The organism is Actinomycetota bacterium (genome assembly GCA_030774015.1).
GTDB lineage: Bacteria > Actinomycetota > UBA4738 > UBA4738 > JACQTL01 > JALYLZ01.
On sequence record JALYLZ010000036.1, the window covers coordinates 22,486 to 31,557 of the forward strand.

General features: G+C 70.6%; 12 protein-coding genes. 4 read left to right on the forward strand and 8 right to left on the reverse strand.

What is annotated here, in order from left to right; all coding sequences use genetic code 11:
- Position 1 precedes the first annotated feature (1 nt).
- Entirely contained in the window at positions 2 to 1,873 is a 1,872-nt protein-coding gene (locus tag M3Q23_03480) for a protein kinase (protein MDP9341172.1), read from the forward strand.
- An 8-nt stretch (positions 1,874 to 1,881) separates the two neighbouring features.
- Here the strand turns inward: M3Q23_03480 and M3Q23_03485 are convergent, their stop codons facing one another.
- The 5 genes from M3Q23_03485 to M3Q23_03505 all read right to left on the reverse strand — a co-directional run bounded on the left by M3Q23_03485 (position 1,882) and on the right by M3Q23_03505 (position 3,942).
- Positions 1,882 to 2,544, reverse strand: coding sequence for a dienelactone hydrolase family protein (locus M3Q23_03485; protein ID MDP9341173.1), 663 nt, complete (start codon positions 2,542 to 2,544; stop codon positions 1,882 to 1,884).
- The gene (locus tag M3Q23_03490; protein MDP9341174.1) at positions 2,544 to 2,852 is read right to left on the reverse strand and encodes a nitroreductase family deazaflavin-dependent oxidoreductase; all 309 of its coding nucleotides are present in this window, start codon (positions 2,850 to 2,852) and stop codon (positions 2,544 to 2,546) included. The genes M3Q23_03485 and M3Q23_03490 overlap by 1 nt, the downstream gene beginning before the upstream one ends.
- A 165-nt stretch (positions 2,853 to 3,017) precedes the next feature.
- Positions 3,018 to 3,230, reverse strand: coding sequence for a hypothetical protein (locus M3Q23_03495; GenBank protein MDP9341175.1), 213 nt, complete (start codon positions 3,228 to 3,230; stop codon positions 3,018 to 3,020).
- An 8-nt stretch (positions 3,231 to 3,238) separates the two neighbouring features.
- Positions 3,239 to 3,529 (reverse strand): hypothetical protein, encoded by a 291-nt coding sequence (locus M3Q23_03500; GenBank protein MDP9341176.1) that lies wholly within the window; start codon positions 3,527 to 3,529, stop codon positions 3,239 to 3,241.
- Complete coding sequence (locus tag M3Q23_03505) at positions 3,526 to 3,942, reverse strand: hypothetical protein (GenBank protein ID MDP9341177.1); 417 nt, start codon at positions 3,940 to 3,942, stop codon at positions 3,526 to 3,528. Before M3Q23_03505 ends, M3Q23_03500 begins: the two co-directional genes overlap by 4 nt.
- A 71-nt stretch (positions 3,943 to 4,013) precedes the next feature.
- Here M3Q23_03505 and M3Q23_03510 point away from each other — a divergent pair, with 71 nt between their 5' ends.
- The gene (locus M3Q23_03510) at positions 4,014 to 4,760 is read left to right on the forward strand and encodes an aquaporin (GenBank protein ID MDP9341178.1); all 747 of its coding nucleotides are present in this window, start codon (positions 4,014 to 4,016) and stop codon (positions 4,758 to 4,760) included.
- A gap of 13 nt (positions 4,761 to 4,773) precedes the next feature.
- Here M3Q23_03510 and M3Q23_03515 read toward each other — a convergent pair whose 3' ends face one another.
- On the reverse strand, positions 4,774 to 6,417 hold the full coding sequence (locus M3Q23_03515; GenBank protein MDP9341179.1) for an isovaleryl-CoA dehydrogenase: 1,644 nt from the start codon (positions 6,415 to 6,417) through the stop codon (positions 4,774 to 4,776).
- A gap of 61 nt (positions 6,418 to 6,478) precedes the next feature.
- Here M3Q23_03515 and M3Q23_03520 point away from each other — a divergent pair, with 61 nt between their 5' ends.
- Positions 6,479 to 7,048 (forward strand): hypothetical protein, encoded by a 570-nt coding sequence (locus tag M3Q23_03520; protein MDP9341180.1) that lies wholly within the window; start codon positions 6,479 to 6,481, stop codon positions 7,046 to 7,048.
- A 120-nt stretch (positions 7,049 to 7,168) separates the two neighbouring features.
- Here M3Q23_03520 and M3Q23_03525 read toward each other — a convergent pair whose 3' ends face one another.
- Both M3Q23_03525 and M3Q23_03530 read right to left on the reverse strand, forming a co-directional pair.
- On the reverse strand, positions 7,169 to 8,269 hold the full coding sequence (locus M3Q23_03525) for an IS630 family transposase (protein MDP9341181.1): 1,101 nt from the start codon (positions 8,267 to 8,269) through the stop codon (positions 7,169 to 7,171).
- A gap of 51 nt (positions 8,270 to 8,320) precedes the next feature.
- A complete protein-coding gene (locus M3Q23_03530; GenBank protein ID MDP9341182.1) occupies positions 8,321 to 8,509 on the reverse strand; it encodes a hypothetical protein in 189 nt (62 codons plus the stop codon).
- A gap of 109 nt (positions 8,510 to 8,618) precedes the next feature.
- Here M3Q23_03530 and M3Q23_03535 point away from each other — a divergent pair, with 109 nt between their 5' ends.
- A complete protein-coding gene (locus M3Q23_03535) occupies positions 8,619 to 8,972 on the forward strand; it encodes an aminotransferase class V-fold PLP-dependent enzyme (protein ID MDP9341183.1) in 354 nt (117 codons plus the stop codon).
- The last annotated feature ends 100 nt before the right edge of the window (positions 8,973 to 9,072 follow it).

Below are 9,072 nucleotides of genomic sequence, written 5' to 3' on the forward strand. Positions count from 1 at the left end.
GGTGCTGGGCCGCGGTGGGATGGGGGTCGTGTACCTGGCCTTCGACCCGCAGCTGAAGCGCCGGGTCGCCCTCAAGGTGCTCGCGCCCGAGCTCGCGCACGACCAGTCCTTCCGGGAGCGCTTCGTCCGGGAGTCCGAGGTAGCCGCCTCCCTCGATCACCCCAACGTCGTCCCCATCTTCGGCGCCGGCGAACACGACGGTGTGCTCTACATCGCTATGCGGTACGTGGAGGGCACCGACCTGGGCGGCCTCCTCGAGCGCGAGGGCCCGTTGGAGCCCGTCCGGGCCGTGGCCATCGTGTCCCAGGTCGCCTCGGCTCTTGACGCCGCCCACGAGGTCGGACTCATCCATCGCGACGTGAAACCCGGCAACGTGCTGGTGGGAAGGGCAGACCACGCGTATCTCACGGACTTCGGCCTGATCCGCCGGATGAGCCATGGGACGTCGCTCACCAAGACCGGGCAGTTCATGGGGACTGTCGAATACGTGGCCCCCGAGCAGATCCGGGGCGATCCGATCGACGGCCGGGCCGACGTCTACTCGTTGGGCTGCCTGCTGTACGAGTGCCTGACCGGGGAGTCGCCCTTCGCCAGCGACCTCGAGGTGACCATGCTGTACGCGCATCTCGAGCAACCCCCGCCGAAGGTGACGGAGCGCCGGCCGGAGCTTCCCCCAGCCATCGACAGCGTCGTGGCGAAGGCCATGGCCAAGCGCCCGGAGGACCGCTACCCAACCGCGACGGCGATGGCCGAGGACGCCCGGACGGCGCTCGCGCCAGCCCCCGCGTGGGTCCCGACCCCACCCCCGACCCGGCGCCTGTGGCCGCTGGCGGTGGTGGCCGGAGCGCTCGTCGTCGTGGTCGTCGTCATCCTCCTCCGGATCCTCGGCCACAGCCAGGGCACGATCACGACCGGAGCGCCCACCACTGGTCCGCCGTCGGTCACCCCTACCGGGTCCCCGGTCCCGACCGTCCCCCTGGACTCCGTCGTGCAGCTCGACCCGAGGATCGGCCACATCGAGCGGACCGTGACGGACGCGTTCCGCGGCGACGTGCACAGCAATGGAGGGAATCCGGTCCTCGCCGTGGGCGAGGGATCCGTGTGGGTGGTGTGGGGCTCCTGGGAGACTCCGGTCGACCCCAAGTCTGGTCAGCATCCCGATCCCTTCATGTACACCTGCGGGTGCGCCGGCCCCGGAGCCACCGTCGCCCTCGCCTTCCGAGCCGTTTGGCTCCCGGGGGTGCTGGGGGACAACGGAAACGGCCTCGTCAACCGGATCGATCCGGCGACGGACCAGCCCCTGAAGCCCATACGCCTGAGCGGGCTCGGCCTCGGAGGGCCGCAGGGGTTCGCGGCCGGCCTGGGAGCGATGTGGGCGGTGTTCGGCGACGGGACGGTCCTGGGATTCGACGCCGGAGGTGACCTCGCGCATCACTTCGATGTCCACAAGAGCCTCGACCGCGTGGTCGTGGGATTCGGTTCGCTGTGGCTGCTCGACCGGCTGGATAGCCTGGTTCTTCGCTTCGACCCCGGAACCGGCAAAGTCGTCGGCACCATCGGGGTGACAGGGAGCCCTAGCGCCATCACCAGCGGAGCCGGAGGCCTATGGCTCCTCGACGGCATCGCGGGGGCGGTGATCCCCATCGACCCGACCACCGACAAGGCTGGTCAGCCCATCCGGGTGGGTGACAGCCCCACCGGCATCGCGGCCGGCCTGGGCGGAGTCTGGGCCAGCGATGAGGACGGGAAGGTCTACCGGGTCGATCCCATCACCCACGACTTCTCCACGATCTCCGTGGGAACGCCCCTCAGCGCCATCGCCGTCGATGCGGAGTCGCACACGTTGTGGCTCACTGCGACGGCGGCGGCCTGAGCCACAGGTCAGGTCAGGTTGGTCCGGAAGAACGCGACGGTTCGAGACCAGGCCTCCGCTCCTGCTTCCGGGTCGTATGCGTCCGTGGTGTCGTTGAAGAACCCGTGGTGGGCTTCCGGGTACACGTGGACCTCGATGTCCTGGCCAGCCTCCCGGACGGCCCGCTCCAGCCCATCCCGCCTGGGGTTCTGGGTCTGGTCGTGCTCGGCCAGATGGAGCAGTACGGGGCCGGCCAGCCCGGCGTAGTCGGACACGTACGAGGGGATCCCGTAGAAGGGGACCGCCGCGTCGATCCGGCCCTGCGTCGCCAGGAACAGCGCAAGCGATCCGCCCATGCAGAACCCGACGGCTCCGAGCCGCTTCGGCTCGACGCGTGGCTGCTCGATCAGGAACTCGACGGCGCCGGACATGTCCCGGGCGGCGTCCTCCAGCTCGAGGTCCATGGCCAGCTTCCTGGCCTCGTCGGGTTCGGCCGTGGCCTTGCCGTGATACAGGTCGGGGGCCAGCGCCACGAACCCTTCCTGGGCGAAGCGGTCCGCCACGTCCTTGATGTGGTCGACCAGGCCCCACCACTCCTGGATGACGACCAGGCCAGGTCCCGTCCCCTCGGGGAGGGCCAGGTAGCCCTGGGCGGACGAGCCGTTGCTCGGGAACTCAACGATCTGTCCCATCACCCCTCATCGCGCCGTTCGACGGCCACGGGCATCGCGTCGCGGATCCAGTTCGGATACCCGGGGTACTTCTCCGCCATGACGCGACGGACGGCGTCGTGCTCCCCGGGGTCGGTGACGACGCGGGCTCGAGCGGCCATCTCCGGCGCCTCCGGGGAACCGATCCGCACCGTGACCTCCGGGTTCGCTTCCAGGTTCCGCAGCCAGTCGCCGCGGCCTCCGGCCAGCACGTACAGCGCGCCGTCGCGCATCCCGAACCAGATCTCGATGGTATGCGGACGGCCGCTCCGGCGGCCGGTCGTGGTCAGGTAGCAGACGCTCTCACCGGCCAGGCCCTGGTCGAATCCGCTCAGCGGATGGCCCAGACGATCAACGCCACGATCACCAGGATGCCCGAGACCAGCATGATGATGTCGCCGCGCTTGATCTTGCCGGGCTGCATGGCGTTGAAGCCCATCGCCTCTGACTCCCTCTCAGGCCGATTCCGGCAACCGGTAGTACTGGCGGAACTTGTCCTCGGACAACCAGTAGAGGTGCTGGCGGACAGTGGACGCGTAGGTCCTGGCCTCCGCCTCGTCGCCGCAGGCCCGTTCGGACACCGGCGCGCCCGCCGGGTCCAGGATCCGCACGGCCCAGCCGGCCTTTCCGCGGTCCACTCGCACGGCGTAGCGCTTGTCGTCGGGCATGGGCGCGGTCAGGCCGGGGCGGGCTTTCGGCCCTTCTCGAGCTCCTCCAGGCTGGCCTGGATCCGGCCGAGGATGGAGCCCTGGTCGAACACCAGGGCCGGATCCATCCCGGCGATGCGCTCCAGTGCGGCCTCCATGGCGCTCCCGGCCAGCTCGGCCTGGTGGAGGTCCTCCGCGAGCACCGCCGTGTAGTGGGGCTGGAACGCCTTGCCGCACCACGGACAGTGCCCCTGGGAGTCCAGCACCTGCTGCACCAGGGAGTCTCGTCCGCAGTTCTGGCAGGTCAGCCTGATCTTCATGCGCTCGCCTCCACGGCCCGGCCCTCGTCGCCGGCCCGGCGGGCCCGAACCAGCTCCACCAGCCGGTCGGCCAGCGCGAACGGATCGACCGGCTTGGTGAACCAGGCGTCCGCACCGGACCATTTGGCCAGCCACGCGTCGTGGGGCCGGTCCAGCAGGATCACGATGACGCCAGGATAGGGCTCCATGGCGCCTCTCAGGTCCCTGGCCAGGGCGAACGCGCCGGCCCGGGACGAGATCTCGTCGGCCACGACGATCTCGGGGCGCTCCCGCCACGCCAGCCGGATGCCCCGGACGCCGTCGCCCGCCTCCAGGAACTCGATCGGCTCACCCAGTTCCCGTTCGATGGCCCGGACGGCGAGCCGGGTCAGTTCGCGTTCCCTGGGGTTGGCCGAACTGAGCAATACTTTCACGGCCCGCATTCTAGCCGGGGGCCACCCGGCCCCGCGGGCCGAGGCGTGACGACGGGACGAGGGAGGGACGCGTGGAGCACGCATGGCAGAAGGCGCTGGCTGAGTTCGTGGCGACGTTCGCGCTGATCTTCATCGGCGCGGGCGCCGTGATCGTGGCCGCCCCCGGGATCGGCAACAGCGGGCTGGTGGGCGTCGCGCTGGCCCACGGGCTGGTGCTGGCGATCATGGTGTCGGTGACCGGCCACATCTCCGGCGGGCACGTGAACCCGGCGGTCACCATCGGCGCATGGGTCACCGGCCAGATCAACACCAGCCTGGCCGGCCTGTACATCGTGGCCCAGCTGGCCGGAGCGACCTTCGGCGCGCTGCTGTTGCGGGCGGCCATTCCGAAGAGTCTGTGGGCAGCCTCGTTCCTGGGCTCGCCGACCGTGGCGCACACCGGTGGGATCACCAACGCGAAGGCCGTGATCCTCGAGGCGATCCTCACCTTCTTCCTGGTGTTCGTGGTGTACGGGACCGCCATCGACGACCGGGGTCCGTTCTCGAAGATCGCCGGGCTGCCCATCGGCCTGGTGCTGACCTTCGACATCCTGGCGGGCGGCCCGTTCACCGGAGCCGCCATGAACCCGGCTCGGGCGTTCGGGCCGATGCTGGTGAGCGGTCACTGGACGGACTGGTGGGTGTACTGGATCGGCCCGATCGGAGGAAGCATCGTGGCGGCGGCCGTGTACTGGTTCGGGTTCCTGGGTGGCCGGGAGAAGCTGGTGTCGGCGCCCAAGACCGAGCAGCCCATCGGGGGCGGGCCGGACCAGCCGTAGCCGCGTTGGACAGCTAGCCGCGCGGCAGCCGGGGGCGGGCCCGCTCCACGATCGCGGTGAAGTCGGTCCCGGCGGGCAGGGTCCCGAAGGCCATGCCTCGGTCGCCCTCCAGGCGGGAGGCGACGAACGCCGACGCCGCGGCGGGGTGGCCGTGGCGGACCAGGAGGGAGGCCTGGAGGGCCAACGCCATCTGCTCGACCAGGCGCCGGGCCCGGGCTTCCGCGTCCTCGCCGTCGGCAAGTTCGTCGCGGAGCTTCGCCGCGAACGCGTCCAGGCGCGGCTCGGCCCCCTCCGCCCGCCCGACCTCGTCGAAGAACGCGTCCACCGACTGGGGGCTGCGGGCCATGGCCCGGAGCACGTCCAGGCAGATCACGTTGCCCGAGCCCTCCCAGATCGAGTTCAGAGGGCTCTCCCGGTACAGCCGCGGCATCCCGGAGTCCTCCACGAAACCGTTGCCCCCCAGGCATTCCAGGGCCTCGGCGACGTGCGACGGGGTCCGCTTGCACACCCAGTACTTCACGACGGCGGTGGCGAGGCGGGCGAACAGGCGTGCCTCGTCGCTCCCGCCGCTCTCGTCGTACGCGCGCGCCAGGCGTATGGCGGTGACGGTGGCGGCCTCCGACTCCACGCACAGGTCCGCCAGGACGTTTCGCATGAGGGGCTGGTCGATCAACCGGGCCCCGAACGCGGAGCGGTACGCCGCGTGGTGGGTGGCCTGGGCCACCGCCTGGCGCATCAGGCCGGTCGAGCCGAGCACGCAGTCGAGCCGGGTGTGGTTGACCATCTCGATGATGGTCCGGACGCCGCGGCCCTCCTCCCCGACCAGCCGGGCCCAGGCCCCGTCGAACTCCACCTCGGCCGAGGCGTTCGAACGGTTCCCGAGCTTGTCCTTGAGCCGCTGGATGAGGAAGCCGTTGCGCGTGCCGTCGGGCCGCCACCGGGGCAGGAGGAAGCAGGACAGGCCGCCCGGGGCCTGCGCCAGCACCAGGAACGCGTCGTTCATGGGCGCCGAGCAGAACCACTTGTGGCCGGTGATCTCGAACTCGCCGTCGCCGCCCGTGCGCACGGCCCTGGTGGTGTTGGCCCGGACGTCCGAGCCGCCCTGCTTCTCGGTCATGGCCATGCCGCACAGGGCGCCCGCCTTCTCCGAGGCGGGGGCGGCGCGAGGGTCGTAGGTGGTCGAGGTCAGCCGCGGTTCCCATTCGGCGGCCAGCGCCGGCTCCAGCCGCAGCGTCGGGATCGAGGCGTAGGTCATCGAGATGGGGCAGCCGAACCCCTGCTCGACCTGGGCGAGGGCGATGAACATGGCCGCCCGGGCCACGTGCGCACCGGGCCGAGGGTCCCTCCAGGGGAGGGCGTGGAGCCCGTTCTCGATGCCGACCGTCATCAGGCGGTGCCACGCGGGGTGGAACTCGACCTCGTCGATCCGGTTTCCGTAGCGGTCGTGGGTCCGGAGCCTGGGCGGGTTCTCGTTGGCCTGGAACCCCCACGCGATGGCCTCGCCCCCGGCCAGCTCCCCGACGGCGTGGGCACGCTCGGCCGCCCACCCCCCGCCCTCCCGCTCCAGGGCCTCGGACAGCGCCCGGTCCTGCTCGAACCCGTCGTACCCCTCGAGCGGCAGCGCCTGGTTGGTCACCTCGTGCGTCACGCCCGCCAGTGAACCGCGCCGAGCCGCTTCACGGCAACTTCCCCCTTGCATGCGGAGTCATACTGGTTGCATGAGCAGGGAACGAACGGCGTTGATCGCCCTTGCCGTGCTGTTCGCGCTGGCCGCCGCCCCCGCGCTCCTGCTTCGGGGCGATGCCGCCGCCAGCCCCGCCCGGTCGGGTCCGGTCGCGGAGCCGGTGGTTGCCCCCGCGCCGCCCGAGCCCGCTCCCCCGTCGCCTCCCCCTGCATCGACGCCCTGCCTCCAGGCGGGCATCCCCGTCTTCGCGGGAGCCACCCCGGCCGGTCCCAGCGAGCTCGACCAGTCGGTCGTCCACGCCATCAATGCGCTTACGGTGGGTCCCCACCTCGATGCGGCGGGGACCCTCCGTGCCCCGTTCCAGGACTGGACCTCGGGCATGCAGCGCGGCAAGGACCTCCTCAGCTTCTACGCGAAGCGGATGCGGCCCGTGAACTTCTGGGACATGACGGCCCGGCTCAGGAACCTCATCGGCGTCAGGCCCCGCGGAACCGTGGACTCCCCGCCGCTGCTGTACGTGAACCCGAGCGGCGCCGTCCTCCTCCGCCCCCACCCGAACGGAACGCTGGACCTGGTCCTGCTCTGCCCGGCGGGAACCGGCTGAAAGCCATGGACTCCGAGCGGCGCCACCCGTCATCCCGTCGTCCTTCGCCGTCGCGATGCTCCTGTCGCGGGCGGGGGGCGTACGCCGAGACCGCCTCGAACGGCTGGGGCCCCGAGCCTTCTAGTGCTCCGTCGATGATTTGATCTGGTGGAGGGTGGCCCGCCCGCGCCGCACTTTCTCGATGATTTCCTCGGCGGTCTTGTGCCAGACGAACGGCTTGGGGTCGTCGTTCCAATGACGGACCCAGGTCGCGATGGCGTCGGTCAGATCGGCCACGCTGGTGAACACGCCCCGGCGGAGCCGTTTGTCGGTCAGCTCCTTGAACCACCGCTCCACAAGGTTCAGCCAGGAGCTCGACGTCGGCGTGAAGTGCAGGTGCCAGCGGGCGCGCCGGGGATGGGCCAGCCAGGTGGTGATCTCCGGGGCCTTGTGCGCGGACAGGTTGTCCAGCACCACGTGGATCTCCAGCCTCCGCTCCACCGCGGAGTCGATGCGCTTGAAGAACCGCAGCACGTCGGCGGCGGCGTGGCTCCGGTGGTAGTCGGTGAGGACCTCACCGGTGGCCACGTTGAGCGCGGCGAACAGGTCCACCGTGCCGTTGCGCTTGTAGTCGTGGGTCATCGTGCCGGCCCGTCCCGGCCGCATCGGCAGGCTGGGCTGGGTCCGGTCCAGAGCCTGGACCTGCGTTTTCTCGTCGAAGCTGAACACCGCGGCGCGCTCCGGGGGGTTCAGGTACAGCCCGACGACGTCGACGAGCTTGTCCTCGAAGTGGGGATCGGTGGAGACCTTGAAGGTGTCCACCTTCCAGGGCTTCAGGTGGTGATCGGACCAGATGCGGGCCACGGCGTCCTTGCCGATCCCGAACCGACGCGCCAGTGAGCGCGTCGTCCAGTGCGTCGAGCCGTCCTCAGGCTTCTCGTGGCAGGTGACCCGGACCACCTCGGCCACCGTCCCGTCTTCCAGGGCTGGCTTGCGGCCCCGGCCCTTGGCGATCGCCCCCACTCCCGGGGTGCCTTGGGCGGCGAACCGGTGACGCCACCGGCGCACAGTGTCGGAGTCCACCTCGCACCGACGGGCGATCTCCTCGTTCCCTACCCCCTCCGCCGCCCACAGCAGAGCCTTCGCTTGGACCACCGTGCGGTGCGAGAGCGACGTCGACGCCGCCATCTGGCGCAGGTCGGTTCGTTGCTCAGAGCTCACCGGCAGGGCTGGAGCGGTCATGATCGGCATGGCGATTACCATACCAGATTATTTCACAGACAGACCACTAGCTTAGAATTTCGGCTTGGCCGTGGGGCCGCGCCAGGGGTGGCCGATGGTGTGCTGCCAGCAGTTCGGGCCGGGGTTGTAGCTGGAGATCTTCACACCGCACACCTGGCACAACCGGGACTCGGCGCCGCGGCGGCCGGGCGTGGTCTCCGGCTCCGGGTCCCCGGACATGTCCTTCGCCTGCTTGGCCACCTGTCGCCGCCCCCCTCGGGCCACGGAACGCCCAACCAGTTCGAGCAGGGCGCATGATAGATTCCCCATTCCACCCCTGACAAGGCATTTCTCTCGCTGACCCGCGGTCATGACCGGCGTCCACCTCGCCCATCACCTCAGCACGCCGCTGCATCCGCGAGCCCGGGAAGCCTTCCTGGAAGCCCTGGACACCTGGGGGGATCCCATGTCCCCGCTGACGCCGGGACGGGAAGCCCGGGCAGTCCTGGAGGCGGCCCGGGAGCAGGTCGCGCTGGCCCTGGGGGTGCAGCCGGACGAGATCGTCCTGACCTCCGGCGGCACCGAGTCGATCTCGCTCGGCCTGATCGGGGCGGCCCTGGGGCGGCGTGACCGCCCCTGTTGCTCTCCGCCGTCGAGCACCCCTCGTTTCGTGGATACCCTGGAACACCTGGTAACGAGCATGGCCCGCCTCCGCCCCACCTGACCGCAGCAACCGTCGAACGCCACTTGGACCGCTTGCAGGCGGGGCCGCGGGGGCGGTGGGGGGACCGCGGAGGAACGCGGTGCGGAGCCTCAGGAACCGC